This is a genomic window from Hymenobacter sp. 15J16-1T3B (genome assembly GCF_020711235.1).
GTDB lineage: Bacteria > Bacteroidota > Bacteroidia > Cytophagales > Hymenobacteraceae > Solirubrum.
On sequence record NZ_JAJFAV010000001.1, the window covers coordinates 362298 to 382515 of the forward strand.

Annotated in this window: 20 protein-coding genes; 15 read left to right on the plus strand and 5 right to left on the minus strand. The window is 64.5% G+C overall.

What is annotated here, in order from left to right; genetic code table 11:
• The first annotated feature begins 42 nt into the window (after positions 1–42).
• Together LJ737_RS01525 and LJ737_RS01530 are read left to right on the plus strand one after the other, a co-directional pair.
• Positions 43–1191 carry a S1 family peptidase gene (locus LJ737_RS01525; protein WP_227762302.1) on the plus strand — a complete coding sequence of 383 codons (1149 nt, stop codon included), beginning with the start codon at positions 43–45 and terminating at the stop codon, positions 1189–1191.
• Between the two features lie 105 nt (positions 1192–1296).
• Positions 1297–1710 (plus strand): hypothetical protein, encoded by a 414-nt coding sequence (locus LJ737_RS01530; protein WP_227762304.1) that lies wholly within the window; start codon positions 1297–1299, stop codon positions 1708–1710.
• A gap of 80 nt (positions 1711–1790) precedes the next feature.
• Here LJ737_RS01530 and LJ737_RS01535 read toward each other — a convergent pair whose 3' ends face one another.
• The gene (locus LJ737_RS01535; RefSeq protein WP_227762306.1) at positions 1791–2639 is read right to left on the minus strand and encodes a hypothetical protein; all 849 of its coding nucleotides are present in this window, start codon (positions 2637–2639) and stop codon (positions 1791–1793) included.
• A 194-nt stretch (positions 2640–2833) separates the two neighbouring features.
• On the opposite strand from LJ737_RS01535, the gene LJ737_RS01540 reads away from it, so the two are divergent.
• The 6 genes from LJ737_RS01540 to LJ737_RS01565 all read left to right on the plus strand — a co-directional run bounded on the left by LJ737_RS01540 (position 2834) and on the right by LJ737_RS01565 (position 7469).
• Positions 2834–3406 carry a DUF4142 domain-containing protein gene (locus tag LJ737_RS01540; protein WP_227762308.1) on the plus strand — a complete coding sequence of 191 codons (573 nt, stop codon included), beginning with the start codon at positions 2834–2836 and terminating at the stop codon, positions 3404–3406.
• A 44-nt stretch (positions 3407–3450) separates the two neighbouring features.
• Positions 3451–3693 (plus strand): hypothetical protein, encoded by a 243-nt coding sequence (locus LJ737_RS01545; protein ID WP_227762315.1) that lies wholly within the window; start codon positions 3451–3453, stop codon positions 3691–3693.
• A 56-nt stretch (positions 3694–3749) separates the two neighbouring features.
• Positions 3750–4400, plus strand: coding sequence for a DUF4142 domain-containing protein (locus tag LJ737_RS01550; protein ID WP_227762317.1), 651 nt, complete (start codon positions 3750–3752; stop codon positions 4398–4400).
• A gap of 64 nt (positions 4401–4464) precedes the next feature.
• Positions 4465–5064 carry a DUF4142 domain-containing protein gene (locus tag LJ737_RS01555; RefSeq protein ID WP_227762318.1) on the plus strand — a complete coding sequence of 200 codons (600 nt, stop codon included), beginning with the start codon at positions 4465–4467 and terminating at the stop codon, positions 5062–5064.
• Positions 5065–5184: 120 nt separating this feature from the next.
• Positions 5185–5889: a TMEM175 family protein gene (locus LJ737_RS01560; RefSeq protein ID WP_227762320.1), complete on the plus strand. Its 705-nt coding sequence runs from the start codon at positions 5185–5187 to the stop codon at positions 5887–5889.
• Between the two features lie 179 nt (positions 5890–6068).
• The gene (locus LJ737_RS01565) at positions 6069–7469 is read left to right on the plus strand and encodes a T9SS type A sorting domain-containing protein (protein ID WP_227762322.1); all 1401 of its coding nucleotides are present in this window, start codon (positions 6069–6071) and stop codon (positions 7467–7469) included.
• A 16-nt stretch (positions 7470–7485) separates the two neighbouring features.
• Here LJ737_RS01565 and LJ737_RS01570 read toward each other — a convergent pair whose 3' ends face one another.
• Complete coding sequence (locus LJ737_RS01570) at positions 7486–7914, minus strand: hypothetical protein (RefSeq protein WP_227762325.1); 429 nt, start codon at positions 7912–7914, stop codon at positions 7486–7488.
• 247 nt (positions 7915–8161) lie between these two features.
• On the opposite strand from LJ737_RS01570, the gene LJ737_RS01575 reads away from it, so the two are divergent.
• Positions 8162–9577, plus strand: a complete 1416-nt coding sequence (locus tag LJ737_RS01575) for a T9SS type A sorting domain-containing protein (RefSeq protein ID WP_227762327.1) — start codon at positions 8162–8164, stop codon at positions 9575–9577.
• Between the two features lie 72 nt (positions 9578–9649).
• Here the strand turns inward: LJ737_RS01575 and uvrA are convergent, their stop codons facing one another.
• Positions 9650–12700 carry an excinuclease ABC subunit UvrA gene (uvrA, locus tag LJ737_RS01580; RefSeq protein WP_227762333.1) on the minus strand — a complete coding sequence of 1017 codons (3051 nt, stop codon included), beginning with the start codon at positions 12698–12700 and terminating at the stop codon, positions 9650–9652.
• 307 nt (positions 12701–13007) lie between these two features.
• Here uvrA and LJ737_RS01585 point away from each other — a divergent pair, with 307 nt between their 5' ends.
• The 4 genes from LJ737_RS01585 (at position 13008) to LJ737_RS01600 (ending at position 16344) form a co-directional block, all read left to right on the plus strand.
• Positions 13008–14189 carry an alginate O-acetyltransferase AlgX-related protein gene (locus LJ737_RS01585; RefSeq protein WP_227762335.1) on the plus strand — a complete coding sequence of 394 codons (1182 nt, stop codon included), beginning with the start codon at positions 13008–13010 and terminating at the stop codon, positions 14187–14189.
• Positions 14190–14268: 79 nt separating this feature from the next.
• Entirely contained in the window at positions 14269–15687 is a 1419-nt protein-coding gene (locus LJ737_RS01590; RefSeq protein WP_227762345.1) for an MBOAT family O-acyltransferase, read from the plus strand.
• A 230-nt stretch (positions 15688–15917) separates the two neighbouring features.
• The gene (locus tag LJ737_RS01595) at positions 15918–16067 is read left to right on the plus strand and encodes a hypothetical protein (protein WP_227762347.1); all 150 of its coding nucleotides are present in this window, start codon (positions 15918–15920) and stop codon (positions 16065–16067) included.
• Positions 16060–16344 carry a hypothetical protein gene (locus LJ737_RS01600; RefSeq protein WP_227762350.1) on the plus strand — a complete coding sequence of 95 codons (285 nt, stop codon included), beginning with the start codon at positions 16060–16062 and terminating at the stop codon, positions 16342–16344. Before LJ737_RS01595 ends, LJ737_RS01600 begins: the two co-directional genes overlap by 8 nt.
• A 69-nt stretch (positions 16345–16413) precedes the next feature.
• On the opposite strand, the gene LJ737_RS01605 is transcribed toward LJ737_RS01600, so the two are convergent.
• Complete coding sequence (locus LJ737_RS01605) at positions 16414–17130, minus strand: hypothetical protein (protein ID WP_227762357.1); 717 nt, start codon at positions 17128–17130, stop codon at positions 16414–16416.
• A gap of 179 nt (positions 17131–17309) precedes the next feature.
• Between LJ737_RS01605 and LJ737_RS01610 the strand changes: the two genes are divergently transcribed.
• Complete coding sequence (locus LJ737_RS01610; RefSeq protein ID WP_227762359.1) at positions 17310–17984, plus strand: hypothetical protein; 675 nt, start codon at positions 17310–17312, stop codon at positions 17982–17984.
• A gap of 245 nt (positions 17985–18229) precedes the next feature.
• On the opposite strand, the gene LJ737_RS01615 is transcribed toward LJ737_RS01610, so the two are convergent.
• Complete coding sequence (locus tag LJ737_RS01615; protein WP_227762361.1) at positions 18230–19891, minus strand: FAD-dependent oxidoreductase; 1662 nt, start codon at positions 19889–19891, stop codon at positions 18230–18232.
• Between the two features lie 81 nt (positions 19892–19972).
• Here LJ737_RS01615 and LJ737_RS01620 point away from each other — a divergent pair, with 81 nt between their 5' ends.
• Positions 19973–20218 (plus strand): hypothetical protein, encoded by a 246-nt coding sequence (locus LJ737_RS01620; protein WP_227762363.1) that lies wholly within the window; start codon positions 19973–19975, stop codon positions 20216–20218.

Below are 20218 nucleotides of genomic sequence, written 5' to 3' on the forward strand. Positions count from 1 at the left end.
CGACGCCCCTCCCCTGGCGGGACTAACACCCGCCCTACCGCTATGATGACCGAAGCAGATTACTACGCCTTCTTCGACGATTACCTCCAGGATCGGCTCGAGGCCCCCGTGCGCCAAAACTTGGAGCGCCGCCTCGCCGCCGACCCCGTGCTGGCCGAACGCTTCGCCGATTATCAGCGCCTGACCGGCACGCTGCACGCCTACGGCCAGCGCCTGCGCGTGAGCGACAAGCTGCGCGCTATTCAAGCCGAAATCGACGCGGAGCAGGAAACTACTGTGGAAACGGGTCGCGCCAACATGCCGGTGATGCGCATCTCGCGCACCGAGCAGTGGCTGCGCGAGTTCTGGCAGGGCCACCGCGCCACCATGGGCGTGGCGGCCTCGGTGGCCATCATGGCCGTATTTGCCACCTTGCTCGGCCTGCAGTGGTGGAACACCCGCAACATCACCTCGCCGGCTGGCTACGCCAAGCTGCGCCTGGAAGTGGCCCAGCTCAAGAACGCGCAGAAGAAAGACCGGCGCGTGATGAACCAAGTCATCAACCAGATCGGCGCCACGCCCCCGCCGGTGCAGGGCAAGTTCAGCGGCACCGGTTTCGCCCTGACCTCGGACGGCTACATCGTGACCAGCTACCACGTCATTCAGGGGGCCGATTCGGTGCTCATCGAGGGGCGCGACAAGCAGCGCTTCCGCGCCGAACCCGTCTTCTCCGACGTGGCCCACGACCTGACCATTCTGCGCATCAACGACCGCCGCTTCAACGGATTTGGCCGCCTGCCCTACACGGTCAAGCGCCGGCAGGCCGAGCTGGGCGAAAAGGTGTACACCTTGGGCTATCCGCGTGAAGACCAGGTGTATAACGACGGCTCTTTGAGCGCCCGCTCGGGCTTCGAGGGCGACACCGGCTTCTACCAGATCAGCATTCCGGTCAACCCCGGCAACTCCGGCGGCCCCGTGCTCGACGACCGCGGCAACCTTATCGGCGTCATCAGCGGCCGGCAGATGGACGTGCAGAGCGCGGCTTTCGCCACCAAGTCCTCGTACCTGGCCCGCCTGGTTGATTCGCTGTCGGCGGCCAACAACCCGCACGTTTACAACTTGCCCAAGCAAAACCAACTGACCGGCCAGACGCGCCCGCAGCAGCTGCGCAAGCTGCAGGACTTCGTGTTCGTGGTCAAAGTATTCGAATAAGCTACCGCTTCCGCCTCACATAAACACCCGAGCGCCGTGGCCCCAAGCCACGGCGCTTTTTGTTTTAAGTTGGCGTGGATTTTACCGCGCATTCTACTCCTTGCCATGGTACCACCCTTGCCCAAGCCCCAAGCGTTGGCCGCTTACCTGTTTTACGGCAGCATGGCGCTGTTCATCGGGGCCGACGTGCTGCAAGGCAATCTGCCGCTCTTCAAGCGCACCATTGCGGCATTTGCCCAAGGCAACGCACTGCTCGGCGGGCTGCACCTGCTTTACGACTTGGTGTTTGTCGGGTTAGTAGTAGGCACCGGGCTGCTCATTCGCGGGGGTAAAAGCTGGGCTTCTTTCTTGTTCCTGCCGCTTGCCCTGTGGGGCAGCTACGTGGCCGCTCGTCGGCTTTTCGCCTTACCTGCCTTTCAGCCCGTAACCCTTCTCACCGGGCTGGCCATTGTGCTGCTGCTCGGCGCGGCGGCAGCCTGCCTGCGCGGGCTTGTGCTTCGTCGACAGAAGGCGGCCTAACGCAACAAGCCCCGGCCAGGGGCCAGGGCTTGAAATAAGGCAGCGGGTGGAGGACGCTGCCGGTAGTATGTTGCTGTGGATTAGCGAATTCGAATGGTGCGGGTGCGGCCGTTTACCGTAATCGAGGCAATGTTGTCGCAGGCGGCGGTGCCGGTGGGGTCGTAGTTCAGCAGCAGAGTTTTCTCCTTGGACGTGTTGATTTCGACCGTGCCGGCGGTGAACAGACGGGCGCAGCCGCGCTGGAACACTTTCTTGAGCGGCTGCTGAATGGTGGCCGTGAACGAGACGCCCTTGCGGTTGGTGCCCGAGGCCGAGCCGGTTACCGAATATTCGTCGTCGAGGATGGTGCGGGTGGCTTGGCCAGCCGTTTGGGTGTAGGTGCGCTGCGAAGCCCAGGTGAACGTGCCTTGCGCAGTGGTGACGCTGGCGGCCTGCACGTCGAGGGTGTAGGTGCCGTTGCCGAGGTAGGTGATGGTGCGGGTGCCGGTATGGGCGTTGCCGTTGACGGAGTAATTCACCAGCGACACCACCACCGACGAGCCCGCCTGGCGGTGCTGCCCGCTGAACACGGCCACGATTTGCCCGCGGCGCACGCGCCCGTCGCGGCCGGTGCAGCCGGCCGGGTCGAAGCTGATGGTGAGCGTGTGGGTGGCCGCGTCGTAGGTGCGGGTGGCGCAGCCGTTGCCGATGGCAGCCAGGTCGGCCGCCGGGGCGTAGGTACCGGAGGCGCTGCGGTTTACGTCGTCCGGAGCGTTGGCATCAACGTACTCGTACGCGGCGGCGTCGGCGCCTTCGGCATCGGAGTTGTCTTCGGCGGAGTAAGCAGTGTCGGGGCCGAAGTCCTTGTCTTTGCTGCAGCTGGCCACGCCGGCCAGCAGGCTAGCACCCAAGGTCGTGAGCAGCAGGGAGCGGTAAGCAAAACGTTTCATGGGAGAGTGGAATGCTGAGGTGAAGAAAGTGAGGTCCCGGGTTTCGCTGGCTTGGAAGCCCGAAGCTGTATGAGGTTTAAGCTATATCATAAAAAATTTTGTCAGTCGGGAACTTCTTGGCCCAACCGCCGCCGCAACCCGTCGTATAGTCCTGATTGTCGGTTCACTGCCGCGCTCCGTACCGCTTCATGCCCATGCCCTTCACCGTTCGCGCGCTCCTGTTTGCTCCCTTGGCCTTGCTGCTTGCGTGCGGCTCGGGCGAACGGGACCCCGTGGCCGATGCCAAGTTTGCCAACGAGCAGCGCATTGGACGCGAGGACATTACCAAGCGCCAGGAACGCGACGCCGACTTCATGGTGGAAGCCGCTACCGGCAGCCGCCTCGGGGCCGAGCTCGGGCAGCTGGCCCAGCGCCGCGCCAGCAGCCCGGCGCTGCGGGCCTGGGCCACCCAGCTCAGCCGCGACGCTACGGCCCTGGGCGGCGCCCTGCACGCGGTGGCCGAGCAAAAAAGCCTCACCCTGCCCGAAGGCCTCAGCGCCGATCAGCAGGACGTCATCAGCCAGCTCACCAGCCAGAGCGGGGCCGAGTTTGACCGCCGCCTGCTGGAAGCAGCCCGCGACTACCTCGACGACGCGCGCGACGAATTCGACGACATGGCCGACGACGCCTACGACGGCGACATCCGGGCCGTGGCGGCCAAGTACGCCCCCGTCCTCAAAAAGCACTACGAGCAGGCCGACGAGCTGCACGACCAACTCAAGCCCTGATTTCGCCCGCCTCCGTCCGACTTACTTCAACCAAGACACCACTTATGAAACGTTCTGCTCTGCTGTTGGCCCTGCCAATGGCCGCCCTACTGACCCTCGGCGCCTGCTCCGACAACGCCAAGCGCGACGACGCCACCGCCGGCGACGCCGTCACCGACATCGACAAAGCCCGCGAAGAAGGCGGCGTGAAGTCCGATGCGGTGGTCATCGACAACAACGCCGGGCCCACCGTCACGGCCAACGCCGATTCGGCGGGCACCGCTGCCCCGGCCGACTCGGCCCGCTAACCTGTTTTCGTCTTTCTATAGTTGCCGCGCCATTCCCAACCACTTCCAAACACCCCATGAAAAAGCATCTGCTTTCCGCCCTGTGTTGCGGCCTGCTGCTGGCCGGCTCGGCCGCCTGCACCGACAACAAAACCACGGCGGACAACACCGAAACGGCCAATAACGAGGCCAACGACAACTACATGCGCAACGCCACCAACGGCGAAGCCAACGCCGCCAACGACGGCGACACCACCGGCACGGCCGCCGCAGCCCCGGCCGGTGACCCCAATGCCACGGCCCCGCACAAGGACGACCCGGAATTCATGATGTCGGCCGCGCACAGCGACCAAAACGAAATTCAGCTCAGCAAGCTGGTGCTCGACAAGGGCGTGACGGGCATGGCCAAGGACCACGCCAACATGATGATTAAGGACCACACCAAGTCGACCAGCGAATTGATGCCCATTGCCAAGAAGAAGGGCGTGACGCTGCCCACCGACATGGACGCCGAGCACAAAGCCATTGCCGAGCAAATGAAAGGGCTGTCGGGCAAGGAGCTGGAGCAGCGCTACATGCAGCAGATGGTGCTGGACCACCAGAAAACGCTGAACACGATGAAGGCGCACGACGCCATGACCCAGGATGCTGACCTGAAGGGCTTCATTGCCAAGGTAACGCCGGTGGTGCAAAGCCATCTGGACATGTTTCAGAAAATGAAGATGTAATGCCGGACCGGCCCCACCACAGGGCCGGTCTTTTTTTGCCCTTACCCCTCACGCCGCACTGCTTATGAAACCGTACTTGCTGGCCGCTGCCGTGGCCTTAAGCTCTTTGCTGGGCGCCTGCTCGGGCAACAAAGACCCGCAGGAAGCCGCCCAGGAACAAAACGAAGCCAAAAACGACGCCGCCACGCCCGCCACCGAGATGGGCAAGGTTGAGGAAAAGAAACTGGATTTCGACTCCGAGTTCCTTACCAAAGCCGCTAGCGGCGGCATGCTGGAAGTGGAGCTGGGCAAGCTGGTGAGCCAGAAGGCCGTTTCGGCCGAGGCCAAGCAGTACGCCCAGCACATGGTGACGGACCACACCAAGGCCAACGAGGAGCTCAAGGCCATTGCTCGCCAGAAGAACATTACCCTGCCCGACGGCCTGGCCGACGACCACAAGGACGTGTATGACGACGTGGCCGACGAGAAGGGCCTCGACCTAGACAAAAAGTACCTGCGGGAAATGCAGAAAGACCACGAGGAGGACGTGAAGGAATTCACCGAAGCCTCCGTGAAAGCGGCCGACCCCGCCGTCAAAGCCTTTGCCGCCAAGACCCTGCCCACCCTGAAAATGCACCTGGACATGGTCAACCAAGCCCTGCCCAAGGTGGAAGCCCTGAAATAAACGGCCGCCGCACTGCTTAGCCGCCCGGCCCCTGCGCCCGGGCGGCTTTTTGTGCCCTGCATCGGCTGCCCCCTATATTTAGCCGGGCCGCCGCTGACACCCCGGCGCCGCGTTACCCTTATGAGCCAGCCCGCCGACTTGCTACCGCTGGAACACCACGACCGGACGGAGTTTCAGCTGGAGCGGCTGATCCTGTTTTCCGACGCGGTATTTGCCATTGCCATTACGCTGCTCATCATCGAAATCAAGGTACCGGAGCTGCACCACGCCAACGACCGGGAGGCGCTGGCGGCCCTGCTGCGCCTCACGCCCAAGTTCGTGGGCTTTTTCATCGGCTTCGGGGTCATTGCCGTGTACTGGACGGCCCACCACCGGGTGTTCCGCTTTCTGCGGCGTTACGACGGCCGGCTGATCTGGCTGAACATCCTGTTTCTGATGACCATCGTGCTGATGCCCTTCACCTCGGCCTACTACACCGAATACACCGTTGGCGTCAACGTGCCCTATGTGCTCTACTGCCTGAGCGTCATTGCCACGGCGCTGGCGCAGGTGGTGCTGCAGCGCTACATCCGCAACCCCGCGCACGGCCTCATCGACCCACGCGACGCCCGGCACCCCGACCTGGATATTGTGCGGCCCCTGGTGGCGCCACTGGCCTTTGTGTTCGGCATCCTGCTGACGCTCGTGGCCCCATGGTGGGTCAGCCGCGTGGCGCCGGTATTCATCTGGCCGCTGATGACGCTCTACGGCCGCCGCTACCGGCGCCTGGTGCGCGAGTACGCGGCCGCGCAGCACCCGCACGAGCCGCAGCCCGTGGCCGCGTAGGCGCCTGAGCCGGCTTGGCGAGGCCCCAACGTTCGTTGTGCTACACCGCAGCAGGCTATAAAAAGCGCAGCTTTGCGGCTAACGACCAAGCCCATACGCAGAGTAAAAGCTGCGCCTGCGCTTTCCGTACCGATGATTTTCTTCCGCATATTCCGTTTCTGCTGTTTTCAGCTCCTCTTATGCGTCAAACCCTACTCGCCCTTTTCGCCTTAATTGCGCCAGCCGCAGCACTTGCCCAGACGATTACGCCCACTTGGAAAATTACGACTCCGCAAGCCAATACCGGCTGGGTCGATAAAGACGGGGAGTCAAACCACGTAACCCCGCTTCCGGGAGGCGGCTATCTGGCAATCTGTGGCAAAGCCCTTGGCTCGCAAGGCAACGTCTTTATTGCTCGCCTTACTGCGCAGGGCAGCACCTTATGGACTAAAGCTACGGCTGTGCGGCTTGGACAAACTCTTACTGGCGAATCAAATTATACGCACGACACCCAAGGCAATACCATCATTGCTGATGCGCGCGGGGTCATCAAGCTCAACGCCAACGGCGACACCACTTGGACGCGCAAATTTTCTGCGGCGTTCAGCTCTTTGGCCACGAACCCGGTAATCGGTGGTGACGGCAATTACGTCGTAGCCTTCCAACAGGAAAATACCAGCACTACCCCTGAGGCACTGCAGGTTCTAAAGTTTGATGCCGCAACCGGGCAAACTCTCTGGACCACTTCCTTGAACGCCCAGCTAGCAGCCACCTACCCGAGCGGATACTCTTGGTATGGCTGCCGCCCAACTCTGGCTCGACGCGCCAGCGGCTACTTTGTGTTCGTCACCGGCAACACCGGCAGCAATGTCATGTTGCTAAATGAAACCGGCGCCTATACCGGCATTCACTCCTTGCCGGTGAACTATAGCATTGCAACGGCCGTGTTTAGCCGCTCCAATACGACCCTGTGGTCTACCGGCGCTGCCATCTACCGCCTCAACGACCAAGGCATTACCACAGCCCGGTCGACAGTGGGTTCGAGTGTCTTTGCGGAAGACGACCAGCAAAACATCATTTTACTGAGACAGTCATCTTATATCAGCGGCGGCCCGGGGTCTAATGCCACCTATTACACGTTCTCCGTGCAACGTCTCGACAGCGCCTTGCATTCGATAGGTAACATCCAACCAATAAACTTGGGCTACGACATCACCTCTTCCTTCATGTACTCGCTTACCTGCACGCCGAACGAATATCTCATCGCCGGGGGCTCTAGCTTAACCAGCAGCTCGTACTTGACGGTGGCGTCGTTGCCGAGCCTTACTGCGCTGGCGAACAAAGAGAAAGTAGGCATTGGTGCGTTGGCCCTCTACCCCACCCGTACCGCATCCGGCGCCCGCATAACGGCCAGCGTGCCGGTGGGTACCACCGGTCAAATCGGCATCTACGACGTAATGGGCCGGCAGCAAGGTCCCCGGCAGCCCGTAAGCAGCGCCTCAACAACGGTAGCGGTGCCGTCGCTGGCGGCGGGCATCTACGTGGTGCGCTTCACCGACAAGCAGGGTCGTACCCAGACGAATCGTCTGCAAGTCGAATAAGCACCCGTGCTTAGGCCTATTGGCCGCCTTTGTCCGCGGGGGCAGCGGTCCACTGCAGCTTGTAGGTGTCGCAGCCGAGGCCGTTGATGTTCATGCGGAAAGAGCCCTGGGCCGTGGCTTTGCCAACGGCCGCCTCGAACTCGTAGCGCCAGGCGGAGGCCCCGCCGGCAGGCGGATCGACGACCACGCCGCTGGCTTTGCCGCCCCGCACCGGGAAGCTGCCCGCGGGACCGGTGCTGGTTTGCTCCAGCTTGCCCGCGCAGCGCCAGTAGCCCTGAAACAGCAGGTTCGACACCGTTTTGCCATCCGGCGACACGTCGAAGCTGATTTTGTCGCCTTTCATGCCGTTGCTAATTGTGCCGACCCAGTGCGTGGGCTTGGGCGGCTCCAGGTGCGAGGCATACACGGCTAGGCCGAGCAACACGGGGAAAACGAGAACTTTCATGGACGGTGGGCGGGTGTGGAGCAGAACGAAGCGTCCAAAATAAGCAGCTCGGCCATTCGGGTCAACAAAAAAACGCCGCCGGTTACGCAATCGTAACCGGCGGCGTTTGCGCGTAGCCGAAGGCGGGCGCGTCCGCCCGTCTGGCCCGCCCCGGCTCCTTATTACCAGATGCTCAGGATCAATCAGATGCGGCGTATGTTGTATACTTGAATACCCAATTGCTCTTACTTTAATCTTGTTTCGACTCATGCGTACACAACTACTCCTGGCCAGCCTGCTGGCTACAACCCTATTGCCCTCCCGTACTCAGGCCCAGACCACCTGGATACAAAACTACCCCATGACCCAGTCGCCATTCTGGGACAAAGACGGGCGCTTCTCGTTTGTAGGCAAGCACCCATCCGGCGACTTTCTGCTGGTGTCCAACCAGGTGCAGAACGGCGTGCAGGTGCAGCGCATCGATGCGCAGGGTAATACCGTCTGGAGCAAGGTCACCCCAATTGTGCGCAGTGGCCGCGCGGTTTACCCCAACGTCAAGTTTAGCCAGGACGCGCAGGGCAATATCCTGATAACCCACCCCAACGGCTTGGCCAAGCTGAACCTCAACGGAGACACTGCCTGGACGCGGCCTTTCGCGCCGACGGGTGACCCAAATGGAACCATTGCCTCAATCATGCTGAGCGGCCCGGATGACAACTACTTAGTTGTCCGGCAGTTATACACCGAGCCGGTGGCAGGCACCCCTATGTTGCTGGAGGTACGCGCGCGCAAAATCGACGCGGCCACCGGGCAGGATATCTGGAATACTGACCTGACCCCGCTGCTGACCGGTACCAACTACGGCTCCTACGGCCCCTGGCCGAAATTGGCGCGGCGCTCCAGCGGCTATTTCGTGTTTATCAACGGGTCGACCATTTCCCTGCCCGAAAACGGCAGCGCCCCCACCATGAGCGCCAACACGCTCGGCAACATCAGCACTACCCTGTACACCCGCGTCGGTACCACCATCGTGGCGGGGTCCAGCCAGTTGCGCGTGCTCAATGACCAGGGCAATGTCGTTGCTACCTCTCCTTCTGTAAGTACTTCTGCCACCGGCGGTTTTACGGCGCTGACGGAGGATACGCAGGGACGTATTATCGGCGTGATGGAAGGCGAAAACTCCACCGCTCCGGGCCAAGGCGGGGACTATGTCATGAGCCTGTTGCGGTTCCCCAGCGGGTTGCAGCTGCTGGAGAACACGCTGGACTTGCGCCTTACCCCAACGGCCTTTGTCGGCGGCTCGCAGTTTTCCGTGACGGTGGCGCCCGACGGGCAGTACGCCCTGGGTGGGGCCACCTACACCGCTCGCAGCCGCGGCGGCAGCCGGCAGATGACGCTGGCTCTGGTTCCGGCCTTCGCCCCGCTGGCAACCAAAGCCCTGGCGACTGGCACCCTGGGCCTGTACCCGAACCCCGGGGCCGCGCAGGGCAGCGTCACAGTGCATCCGCCGGCCGCCGGCACGCTGGGCTTGTACGACCTGCTGGGCCGGCCCTGCCTCCCGGCGCAGACGGTAACCGGCTCGGCCGTTATCCTGCCCCTGCCCGAGCTGGCGGCCGGTGTATACGTGCTACGCCTGAACAGCCCCGACGGCCGCAACTGGACCGACCGGCTTACCGTGCAGTAAAGGTTTAGTGACCAATACAAAAAGGCGTCCCTCCAGCCGGAAGGACGCCTTTTTTACGACTCGGCTGGTCGGTTATTCTTCCGCTTCCGCTTCCGCGTACTTGCTGACTTTCAGCTCCTCGGCCAGGAAACGGGCCGTGTGGCTTTTCTTGGCTTTGGCCACCTGCTCGGGCGTGCCCTGGGCCACGATGGTGCCGCCGCCCGCCCCGCCCTCGGGCCCGAGGTCGATGATGTGGTCGGCGACTTTGATCAGGTCCAGGTTGTGCTCGATGATGAGCACGGTGTTGCCCTTGTCGGCCAGCTTCTGCAGCACGTCGGAGAGGTGGCGGATGTCCTCGAAGTGCAGGCCGGTGGTGGGCTCGTCGAGGATGTAGAAAGTCTGGCCGGTGTCCTTCTTGCTCAGCTCGGTGGCCAGCTTCACGCGCTGGGCCTCCCCGCCCGAGAGGGTGGTAGCCTGCTGCCCGAGCGTGATGTAACCCAGACCCACGTCGTTGAGGGTCTTGATCTTGCGCAGGATACGCGGCTGGTTCTCGAAGAATTCCACCGCCTTCTCGATGGTCATATCGAGCACGTCGGTGATGCTTTTGCCCTTGAAGCGCACTTCCAGCGTCTCGCGGTTGTAGCGCCGGCCCTTGCAGGTTTCGCACTGCACGTGCACGTCGGGCAGGAAGTTCATTTCGATGGTGCGGATGCCGGCCCCCTCGCAGGTTTCGCAACGGCCGCCCTTCACGTTGAAGGAGAAGCGCCCCGGTCCGTAGCCGCGGATTTTGGCCTCGGGCAGGTTGGAGTACAGCTGGCGGATTTCGGTGAACACGCCGGTGTAGGTGGCCGGGTTCGAGCGCGGCGTGCGCCCGATGGGCGACTGGTCGACCTCAATCACCTTGTCGAGGTGCTCCAGCCCGTCGATGGCGCCGAACTGCAGCGGCTCCTTTTTGGCGTTGAAGAAGTGCTTGTTTAGGATGGGGTACAAGGTGTCGTGAATCAGGGACGACTTGCCTGAGCCCGACACGCCCGTCACGGCCACCAGCTTGCCCAGCGGCACTTTCAGGGTGACGTTCTTGAGGTTGTGGCCCTTGGCGCCCTTCAGCACCAGCTCGGTGCCGTGGCCCTCGCGCTTTTTCTTGCGCAGCTCGATGTGCTTTTCACCGCTCAGGTACTGGGCCGTGAGCGAGCCGCTGCGCAGAAACGCGTCCGGTTCGCCTTCGGCCACCACGTGCCCGCCGTGGATACCCGCGCCGGGCCCGATGTCGAGCACGTGGTCGGCGTGGATGATCATGTCCTTGTCGTGCTCCACCACAATGACGGAGTTGCCCAGGTCGCGCAGGTGCTTCAAGGCGTTGATCAGCCGCTCGTTGTCGCGCTGGTGCAGGCCGATGCTGGGCTCGTCCATGATGTAGAGCACGCCCACCAGCTGGGTGCCGATCTGCGTGGCTAAGCGGATGCGCTGCGACTCGCCGCCCGAGAGCGTGCGCACGGAGCGGTGCAGGTTCAGGTACTCCAGGCCCACTTCCAGCAGGAAGCCGATGCGCTTGCGGATTTCCTTCAGCAGCTCCCGCGCAATCAGGTTCTGCCGCTCCGACAGCCGGTCTTCTAGGTTCTCGAACCAGCGGCTCAGCTCGCCAATGTCCATAATGGACAGCTCGCCGATGTGCCGGTCGGCAATCTTGAAGTGCAAGGACTCTTTCTTCAGGCGGTAGCCGTGGCACTCCGGGCACTCGGTGGCCTGGGTGTACTGCTGAATCCACTCCCGGATGTTCTCCGAATCGGACTCCATCTGCCGGCGCAGGAAGGGAATAATGCCCTCGAACGGCTCGGAGTAAGTGGCTTTCTTCTTGTCGTCCTCGTCCTCCGGCTCGGGCACGCCGTTCAAGAGGCGCTCCACCAAGTCGCGCGGCAGCTTCTCGATGGGCGTGGTCAGCGACACCTTGTTCTTCTTCAGAATCAGGTTCATCTGCTGGAAAATCCAGATGTCGCGGTACTCGCCCAGGGGCGCAATACCGCCGCGGCTGATGCTCAGCTTGGGGTCGGGAATGACCGACTCCTCGGTAATCTGCTGAATCTCGCCCAGGCCGTTGCACACGGGGCAGGCGCCGTAGGGCGAGTTGAACGAAAAGGTGTTGGGCGCCGGGTCGTCGTAGGCAATGCCGGTGGACGGGTCCATGAGGAAGCGCGAGAAAAACTGCGTCTTCTTCGCGTCCGGGTCGAGCACCAGCGCGGTGCCTTTGCCGTGCGTCAGCGCCGACTGCATGGAGCCCGAGAGGCGGAACCGGTCGTCTTCCTTCACCACCAGCCGGTCGATGACGATTTCGATGTCGTGGATTTTGTAGCGGTCCACCTGCATCTTGGCGGTGATGTCGAGCAGCTCGCCGTCGACGCGCACCTTGGTGAAGCCCAGCTTGGCAATCTGCTGAAACAGCTCGCGGTAGTGGCCCTTACGGCCCTTCACCACCGGGGCCAGCACCACCAGCTTGCGCCCGTCGAAGTGCTTGAGAATGTAGTTGATGATCTGGTCGTCGGACTGCCGGATCATCTTCTTGCCCGTCACGTAGCTGAAGGCCTCGGCGGTGCGGGCGTAGAACAGGCGCAGGAAGTCGTAAATCTCGGTGATGGTGCCCACCGTGGAGCGCGGGTTGCGCGAGGTCGTCTTCTGCTCGATGCTGATGACCGGCGAGAGGCCCTCAATCTTGTCCACGTCGGGGCGCTCCAAGCCGCCCATAAACGAGCGGGCGTAGGCCGAAAACGTCTCCATGTAGCGGCGCTGCCCCTCGGCGTAGATGGTGTCGAAGGCCAGCGAGGACTTGCCCGAGCCCGAAATACCCGTGAACACCACCAGCTTGCCGCGCGGAATCTGCACGGACACGTTCTTGAGGTTGTGCTCCCGCGCCCCGAACACCTCGATGAACGGCGCCTCGATGGTGGCCGCCGAGGAATGCGTGGCGGAGGTGGCCGGCGCGGCCAGGGCCGCGGGCGAGTGGCCGTTGCTGGCCACCGGCACCTCGTCGGGGCGCGAAGCCGCGGCGGGGTGGTCCGCTTTGGCGCGCGGCTTCACCGTGGAAGTAGACTTCTTCGTCGCTTTGGCCGGAGCCGGGGCGGCGGCCGGGGCCGCAGGTTGTTTTTTAGCCATGCAATGCGCAGCTGATAAGCCCGCGAAAGTACGTAAACCCTGGCCCGTTAGCTACTCTGAGTAGCAGCTTGGCCAAGCTAATTAGGCAGCGCCCGCCCCAGCCGCTCGGCCGGCCACGTGACGCCAGTGGTTCCTAACACCTGACAACGGCAAAAGGTGCGCGTGGTTTGAAAAGCTGAAGGAGTCCGGCCCGGGTCGCGTAGTTTTAGGTCCTGATTTGGGCCGTTTGTCTAGCCCGGGCCTTGTGAGGGCCGGAATTCTCAGCCGCCTTTACCCAGACTTTCAAGCTATTTCGTCGCCCTACCGCGTGCCTGCCGCTACATATCTTTCCGCCAAACGCGGGCTGTTCGGGCTGCTGCTCACCTTGCTGCTGCTACCGGCGGTGCAAACCTGGCTGAACATCAAGTTTCTGCGCCCCAGCCTGGGCGGCTACGAAGCCAGCGTGCCGCGCCCGGCCTGGCACTGGGACAGCCTGCGGGCCGGGGTTTACCAAGACCGGCTCGAACGCTACGCGGCCGGGCACTTGGGCCTGCGTGAGCAGCTGATCCGGCCCCGCAACCAGCTGGCCTACTCGCTTTTCGGCCGCTCCAACAACCAGCAAATCATCATCGGCCGCGACGGCGCGCTGTTCGAGGCCAGCACCATTGCGCCCGCGCTGGGGCAGACGCCGCCCGTGCCGCCGGCCGAACTGCGGCAGCGGGTGCAGCAGTTTCGCCGCCTGCAGGATACCCTGGCGCGGCGTGGCAAGCTGCTGGTACTGGCCGTACCGCCCAGCAAGGCCGGCTTGTACCCCGAGCTGCTGCCGGCCGCGTACCGCCCAGCCTGGCAGGATTCGTCGAACTACCAGCGCTACGTGGCCGCCTTGCAGGCCGCCGGCGTCAACTTCGTCGATTTTGTGCCGCTGTTTCGGCGCTGGAAAGCGGCCGCGCCCTATCCGCTGTTTCCGCGCGGGGGCACGCACTGGAGCGGCTACGGCGTGGTGCGGGCGGCCGACACCTTGTTTCGCTACCTCGACCGGCGCGGCCGCCTCGGGCTGCGCGGCTTCCGCGTGAGCGGCACGGCGGTCAGCACCACCCCGCGCTACACCGACAGCGACATTGCCAAGGCGCTGAACCTGCTCTGGGACCCCGCGCCCTGGCCCCTGGCCTATCCCACGGTGGCATTTGCGCCGCTGCGCCCCGGCCAGCCGCGCCCGCGCCTGCTGCTGGTCGGCGACAGTTTCGGCTGGGGCTTCATTGAGTTCTATCCCTTTGTGCCCGAGCTGTTTGCGCCCGACTCCCACTTTTGGTACTACAACCACGAAGTGGAATGGACCGGCGCTACGCCCAACCACCACGTGGCACCCGAGCAATACGAGGTGCGCGGCCTCGACCGCCGCGCCCAGCTGGCCGCCCACGACGTGGTGCTGGTGCTCGTCAACGAGGCCAACCTCGGCAGCTTCGACCTGGGCTTCAGCGCCGACATGCTGCAGGCGCTGGGCGCGCCCTGAGCGCCGCGCCGGCCGCTTCCTCAGCCCTAGCCGAAACCGTCGTTTCGGCCCCACCACTCGTTCGCCCGCACGTTGCCGTATGGTTTTTAGTAGTACGCTGTTCCTGTTTTACTTCCTGCCGGCCTTTCTGCTGCTGTACTTCGCCGCGCCCCAACGGCTGAAAAACCCGGTGGCGCTGCTGGCCAGCGTGGGCTTTTACGCCTGGGGCGGCCTGAACTTTCTGGCCCTCTTCCTGGGCTCGGTGGTCGTCAATTTCGTGCTGATCCGCTTCATGGACCGGGCCGCGGGCTGGCAGAAGCGGATTTACCTCATTCTGAGCATCGTCCTCAACGTGGCCATGCTCTTCTACTTCAAGTACGCCAACTTCTTCCTCGAAAACGCCAGCGCCGTGCGCCAAGCTGCGGGCGGCCCCCCGCTCGACTGGGAGAAAGTTGTGCTGCCCATTGGCATTTCCTTCTTCACCTTCGAGAAGCTCACCTACACCATCGACGTGTACCGCGGGGTGAACAAGCCGCTGAAGTCGTTCTGGGACTTCCTGCTCTACATCATGCTGTTCCCGAAGATGATTGCCGGGCCCATCGTGCGCTTTCACGAAATAGCCGGGCAGCTCACCGACCGTTCGGAGTTTGACACCATCGACCACAAGCTGGCCGGCTTGTTCCGCTTCGGGCTGGGCCTGGCCAAGAAGGTACTCATTGCCAACGTCCTTGGCGAGCAGGCCGACGCCGTCTTCGCCCTGCCGGCCGCGGAGCTGTCGGCCCCGCTGGCCTGGATTGGCGCCGTGGCTTACACCTTCCAGATCTACTTCGACTTTTCCGGCTACTCCGACATGGCCATTGGCCTGGGCCGCCTGATCGGGTTTCAGTTTCCGGAAAACTTCAACAACCCCTACATCTCGCGCAGCATCACCGAGTTTTGGCGCCGCTGGCACATGACGCTGGGCCGCTGGATGCAGGACTACCTCTACATCCCGCTGGGCGGCAACCGTGTGTCCAAGCCCCGCCTCTACGCCAACCTCTGGACGGTGTTTATCCTGTCGGGCTTCTGGCACGGGGCCGCCTGGAATTTCATTGCCTGGGGCGCCTTTCACGGCCTGTTCCTGATTCTAGACCGCCTGTTCTTGCTGCGCCTTTCGCAGCGGCTGGGCGTGTTCAGCCTCGTGCCTACGTTTCTGGTCACGGTGGTGGGCTGGGTGCTGTTTCGGGCCGACAGCCTGAGCGCCGCGGGCGCCTACTTGCGCAGCATGTTTGCCGGCTCGTGGACCGCCCCGCCTGCCCTCCCGAACGAGTTCTGGGCCGTCCTGGCGCTGGCGGGGCTGGTGTCGTTTGTGGCCGCCGCGCCGCGCATGGAACGCTGGGAAGCCAGCGTCCTCTTTACGTCCAACCTCACCTTGCCGCGCGCCGCCGCCATCAGCCTGGCGACCGTGCTGCTGCTGGCGTTCAGCGCGGCGGCCATCGTGGGCAGTTCCTTCAATCCGTTTATCTATTTCCGCTTTTAAGCCGGTGGTAGCTTGTCATTTGCACAGCAAGCACGACTGCACGGCGGTCTGCCGATAACGCCGGCGCTGAACGCACGTATGCAGGCCAGCAAAGAGCCGGCGGCAAGCTGGGCCGCCCGTTTACGCCTCTGCCGCGCGGCCGGGCGCGGTTGGCAGCGGAGCACCAAGCCTGGTGAGGTTTGGCGCCGTTCTTGCCAGCGGCTCGTTCAACACCGCAATTTCCCTTTCTCATGAAAACGCTCCTCCGCACGCTATTTGCCGCCCTACTCCTGACGGGCACGGCCAGCCTCTACAGCGACGCCCACGCCCAGGTAACCATCAACATCAACCCGCCGAGCTGGGGCCGCGCCGGCTGGCACGCAGTACTACTACGTGCCTGAGTACGGCGGCTACTACGACCTGCGCGCCCAGCAGTACATCGTGATGCAAAACGGGCAGTGGGCCCGCGTGGCTGCGCTCAACGGCTACGACCCGCGCGGCTTCCACCCCGTCGTCATCGACTACGTGGGTGCCCAGCCCTGGGTGTACTACTCGCAGCACAAAGCGAAGTACGGCCACCCCCACGGCATGCCTCCCGGCCAGGCTAAGAAAATGGGCTACGGCGGCCCCGGCAATGGAAAAGGCAACGGGCATGGCAAAGGCCACGGCAAGCACTAAGCTTACTCGCTTGATAGACAACGGCGGCGCTACCCTTTCGGGTGGCGCCGCCGTTGCGTTAGGGCGGTATCAGCGGCAGGGGCCGTTCAGCTCCACGTCAGCTTCGGCTACGTAGCCGGGCTGCGCTTGGCCCGGCACCTCAATTGCCGTCCAGCCCGCCGGCGCCGGCTGCGGGCGGATTCGGGCGTAGCTACCCACGGGAATGGTGCCGAGCGGTGGGGCGGCTGCTTCCGGGCGGAGGCGCACCGGCACCGGGTGCGTGGCCATCAGCAGGCACGCGTAGGCCGGCGCCTGCACAACGGGCAGATCCGCACAAACCGGTGCATTCGCGCCGAAAACCTCCGCAGCCCGCACCCAGCGCAGCCGAAAGATGCCGACGTTGGCTGCCTGGGCGGTTGCCGGGTCGAAGCCGAGCCAGCCGTCGGCGGTGCGGGCCACCGGCCGGAGCGTTTCCCCCGCCGGCAGCTGCCCAAACACCGGCGCCTGGGCCTCGGGCCGCTGGTAGATGGTGGCAGCACGAGGCGTCACCTGCTCGCACGGCCGGACGGCGGCGGGCCGGAACGGGGCAGGCCAGCTGATGCGCCCGCCCGCCGTTGGCGCAGCGGGCGGCGCAGTGGCTGTGGTGGGGCTGTTGTCGGGTGCGGGGGCCACGGGCGAATCGGCGGCGGGCTTCAGCGAGTCGGCGGGTACGGGAGGCGGGCCGCTGTCGGTATCGGCGGTAGGGTTGTTTTGGGAGCAGGCCAGCAGCAGGCAGCTCGCCAGCTGGAGCAGGTGTGGGCGAAACATAGGGTGGTGTTGCGGCAAACAATGAGGCCCTGCCGACGGGCGGGTCGCCGCGGCAGGCACCATTTCGGGCTTCATACGAAACGCATTCACCGACAGCTACCTTATGGAGGAAGTACCAGCGGCCCCGGCAGAATTATGGTGCTGTTTTTGCGTTGGGGCAGCGTAACTTCTTTTCACCCATGAAAGCATTGCTCAAATCCGCTGTACCGCTGCTGTTGCTGGGGCTGCTGTTGCAGGCCAGCCCCACGCAGGCGCAGGTGCAGGTAAACGTCAACGTCGGCACGCCGGCCTGGGGCCCGCCCGTCGGGCCCGGGGTGCAGTACTACTACATTCCCGAAATCGACGGCTATTACGACCTCTACACCCAGTCGTACGTGTATTTCGACCCGTACTACAACACCTGGGTTAGTGCTCCGGCCCTGCCGGCCGCGTACTACGCCGGCTACGACCCGCGCTACTTCCATCCCGTGGTGGTGCAGTACGTGGGGCGCCAGCCCTGGGGCCTGATCTACGACCACCGCTCGTACTGCAACACGCGCGGCTGGCGTCCCGGCTACTACCGCTCGGCCCCCGGGCCGCGCTGGCAGGGCGGCTATAGCCACGGCCCGCAGCCGTACCGCGGCCAGCCCGGCGGCCGCTACGACAACCAACCCTACGCCCAAAACGGCCCCGGCCGCGGCGGCTACCAGGGCAGCTACGGCGGCCGAAACGACCACGATGACCACCGCGGCGGCTACGACGGCCGGCGCGAGCAGCCTAGCGGCGGGCGGCCCGACTACGGGCAGCCCGGCCGGGGCCAGGGTGGCAACGGAGGCTTTGGCCACCAGGGAGGCGGCCGCGGACGCGTCCGCTAATCACATCTGATTTCGCGCAAAGCCGCCCCGGCCAGCTGGCCGGGGCGGCTTTTTTGGGCCGTTACCGATCGGTGCACCCCGGCCGCCGGATGCGCGTGCCGCCCGCCCCCTTGATGCGGCGGGCTGTTTCCTACCGAGCGTCGTCAGGCGAGTGCAGCTGCGCGTACTCCGTGGCTGCGGCGAAGTGGTTGGCAAATTTGGTCCGGGAAGACAGCCGGCGGGTTCTGCGAGGCAGACCTATGGGCCTAGTGGTTGGTCTGAGCCTGTGCCAGCAGTTCGGCCCAGTCGATTTCCGGCCGGGCAGCCGCGGGTGCGGGCATTTGGTTTAGTGCCAGCAGGGCTTCGATGCAAATCATGTCCGCGTCGCGGTTCATGGCCGCGGCCGCCACAATGCGGCCGCCGTCCACATACAAGGCCAGGAAATCCTGCTGTTCGACCTCGCCGTGGTAGATGATGTCGTCCCAGTGCTGGGCGTGGCCGGCGTAGCGCAGGCTCTTGCCGAACTGCTGCGTCCAGAAAAACGGCACCTGCTCGAAGCGCGTGGCCCGGCCCAGCATGTTGAGCGCCGCCACGCGGCCCTGCTGCTGGGCCACGCGCCAGTGCTCGATGCGGGTGCGGCCGCCCGCTGCGGGGGGCAGCTCGAACGTGGCCACGTCGCCGGCGGCCCAGATGCCCTCGGCCACGCGCAGGTGCGCATCCACGGCCAAGCCGCCGTCCTTTTCCCGCGGTAGGGCTTCGCGCAGAAAGTCGGTGGCCGGCTGCACGCCGATGCCGAGCACCACCAGGTCGGCCGGCAAAGTGTCGCCAGATTGCAGCGTCACGCTAGCCAGCTTGCCGGTGGGCCCGGTGCCCAAGGCCGTCACCGCCTGCCCGCCGCGGAAGCTGATGCCGTGCTGCGCGTGCAGCTGCCGGAACATGGCCCCGATGCGGGGCCCCAGCACTTTCTCAAACGGCTCGGCCTGCGAAGCCACTACCGTTACGCTGCGGTCTGCGCCGCCAGCCAGGCTTGCCGCCGCTTCCATGCCGATAAAGCTGCCGCCGATGACCACCACGTGCCGGGCCTCCGCCACCGCGTCGCGCAGGCGCCGGGCATCGGCGTGGCTGCGCAGCACCAGCACGCCGGGCAGGTCGTGGCCGGGCACGGTGGCGGGCAGGGTGCGCGGCGCGCTGCCGGGGCAGAGCAGCAGCGCGTCGTAGTGCAGCGGGGCGCGGTCGTCGGCGAAGAGCAATTCGCGCGTGGCGGTGTTCAGCCCGCCGATGCGCGCTTCGGGCAGATGCTCAATGCGGAAGTCGCGGTAGAACGAACGGTAGCGCAGGGGCAGGTGGGCGTCGTCGGTTTTGCCGGCCAGGTAGGCTTTGCTGAGCTTGGTGCGGTCGTAGGGCGGCTCGGCTTCGGCACCGATGAGCACCACCCGGCCCGCGAAGCCCTCGGTGCGCAGGGTCTGCGCCGCCATTTGCCCGGCCGCGCCGGCCCCCACGATGACAAACACGCTGGCGTCGGTGGGGTTTCCCTGGCGCAGGGCCGGGGCCGCGCCGCCCGTTTCGGCCGTGGGCGTAGCGTCGGGCGACTCGGGCACCTGGGGCACGGCGGGTGGCAAGGTCACCCACACCCGGCCGTCGGCCTCGCGCACCGGGTAGGCGGGCAAGTCGTCCAGCGCCGGCGGCTCGCAGAGATGGCCGTCGGGCACGCGGAAGCAGGCGTGGTGCCAGGGGCAGACGAGCCGCTCGCCCACCATCTTGCCTTTGGCCAGCGGCGCGCCGTAGTGCGGGCAATGGGCGGCAAAGGCGTGGTAACGGCCGCCGCGACGCACCAGCAGCACCTCGGTATCGGCGGCGGGGAAGGCTTTCAACTCCCCTTCCTGCAAGGCATCGGCGGGGGCTAGGTCGAATTCGGGGGCGTTAGGCATGGGGGCGGGCGGCAAGGGTAACGACTCTCTGTCCCAACGTTTTCGGGCTCATCTGGGTTAAGCAGCAAAACCCCTCATGCCATGAGCGACTACCGCCCCATCAGCTGTTCCTTCTACGACGAACTGGAAGCCCGCGCCACCACCCGGCAGCCCTGCACCCTGCACTTTCGCGAGGCACCCGAGGCCCCGCTCAGCGCCCGCACGGGCGTCATCCAAGACCTCTACATCCGCGACAAAGTGGAGTACCTGCGCCTGACCGACGGCTTCGAACTGCGGCTCGACAAGCTGACGGCCGTCGACGACCGGGAGCTGCGCAACTACTGCTAG

Coding starts and splice junctions, on each gene's coding strand:
- LJ737_RS01525 (WP_227762302.1), top strand. CDS start 43: ATGATGACCGAAGCAGATTACTACGCCTTCTTCGACGATTACCTCCAG.
- LJ737_RS01530 (WP_227762304.1), top strand. CDS start 1,297: ATGGTACCACCCTTGCCCAAGCCCCAAGCGTTGGCCGCTTACCTGTTT.
- LJ737_RS01535 (WP_227762306.1), bottom strand. CDS start 2,639: ATGAAACGTTTTGCTTACCGCTCCCTGCTGCTCACGACCTTGGGTGCT.
- LJ737_RS01540 (WP_227762308.1), top strand. CDS start 2,834: ATGCCCTTCACCGTTCGCGCGCTCCTGTTTGCTCCCTTGGCCTTGCTG.
- LJ737_RS01545 (WP_227762315.1), top strand. CDS start 3,451: ATGAAACGTTCTGCTCTGCTGTTGGCCCTGCCAATGGCCGCCCTACTG.
- LJ737_RS01550 (WP_227762317.1), top strand. CDS start 3,750: ATGAAAAAGCATCTGCTTTCCGCCCTGTGTTGCGGCCTGCTGCTGGCC.
- LJ737_RS01555 (WP_227762318.1), top strand. CDS start 4,465: ATGAAACCGTACTTGCTGGCCGCTGCCGTGGCCTTAAGCTCTTTGCTG.
- LJ737_RS01560 (WP_227762320.1), top strand. CDS start 5,185: ATGAGCCAGCCCGCCGACTTGCTACCGCTGGAACACCACGACCGGACG.
- LJ737_RS01565 (WP_227762322.1), top strand. CDS start 6,069: ATGCGTCAAACCCTACTCGCCCTTTTCGCCTTAATTGCGCCAGCCGCA.
- LJ737_RS01570 (WP_227762325.1), bottom strand. CDS start 7,914: ATGAAAGTTCTCGTTTTCCCCGTGTTGCTCGGCCTAGCCGTGTATGCC.
- LJ737_RS01575 (WP_227762327.1), top strand. CDS start 8,162: ATGCGTACACAACTACTCCTGGCCAGCCTGCTGGCTACAACCCTATTG.
- uvrA (WP_227762333.1), bottom strand. CDS start 12,700: ATGGCTAAAAAACAACCTGCGGCCCCGGCCGCCGCCCCGGCTCCGGCC.
- LJ737_RS01590 (WP_227762345.1), top strand. CDS start 14,269: ATGGTTTTTAGTAGTACGCTGTTCCTGTTTTACTTCCTGCCGGCCTTT.
- LJ737_RS01595 (WP_227762347.1), top strand. CDS start 15,918: ATGAAAACGCTCCTCCGCACGCTATTTGCCGCCCTACTCCTGACGGGC.
- LJ737_RS01605 (WP_227762357.1), bottom strand. CDS start 17,130: ATGTTTCGCCCACACCTGCTCCAGCTGGCGAGCTGCCTGCTGCTGGCC.
- LJ737_RS01610 (WP_227762359.1), top strand. CDS start 17,310: ATGAAAGCATTGCTCAAATCCGCTGTACCGCTGCTGTTGCTGGGGCTG.
- LJ737_RS01615 (WP_227762361.1), bottom strand. CDS start 19,891: ATGCCTAACGCCCCCGAATTCGACCTAGCCCCCGCCGATGCCTTGCAG.
- LJ737_RS01620 (WP_227762363.1), top strand. CDS start 19,973: ATGAGCGACTACCGCCCCATCAGCTGTTCCTTCTACGACGAACTGGAA.